This window comes from Streptococcus parasanguinis (assembly GCF_001578955.1).
Taxonomy (GTDB): domain Bacteria; phylum Bacillota; class Bacilli; order Lactobacillales; family Streptococcaceae; genus Streptococcus; species Streptococcus parasanguinis_U.
Map to the genome: position 1 here is coordinate 1 of NZ_KQ969733.1, position 434 is coordinate 434.

The following is a 434-nucleotide window of genomic DNA, read 5'->3' on the forward strand; positions in this document are numbered from 1 at the left end:
TCTTATCTGTTTAAGGTACATCTCCCCATCGAAATGAGCGAGCTACTCTTATTAAACGATCAAAAGAGTTAGGTTTACCTAATTATGGTTTTCAAATATTCCGCCATACTCATGCGTCTTTAATGCTCAACGCTGGAGCAAATTGGAAAGAACTTCAAGAACGTATGGGACACAGATCTATTTCAACCACAATGGATATCTATGCGGAATTAGATCCTAACCGAAAGAATGAAGCAGTCGATATTTTAATAGAACGACTTGCACAAATTAAAAAAACTAATTAGAGACTATTATATTTAGCTATAATAAATCATTTTACAATTAATGTAAATTTTATATTGCTACTATAAAATTTTAGGTATACAAAGACCTATAGATACTTTATTGGTAAGATTAATTTTATAACATTACTACAGTTAAAAAAATCCTACATT

1 pseudogene is annotated in these 434 nt (G+C 30.0%); it reads left to right on the forward strand.

The annotated features are described in order from the left end of the window. Window positions 1-29: 29 nt before the first annotated feature. A pseudogene (locus SPADD19_RS11900) lies at window positions 30-284 on the forward strand (tyrosine-type recombinase/integrase); the annotation flags it as partial. Between the last annotated feature and the right edge of the window lie 150 nt (window positions 285-434).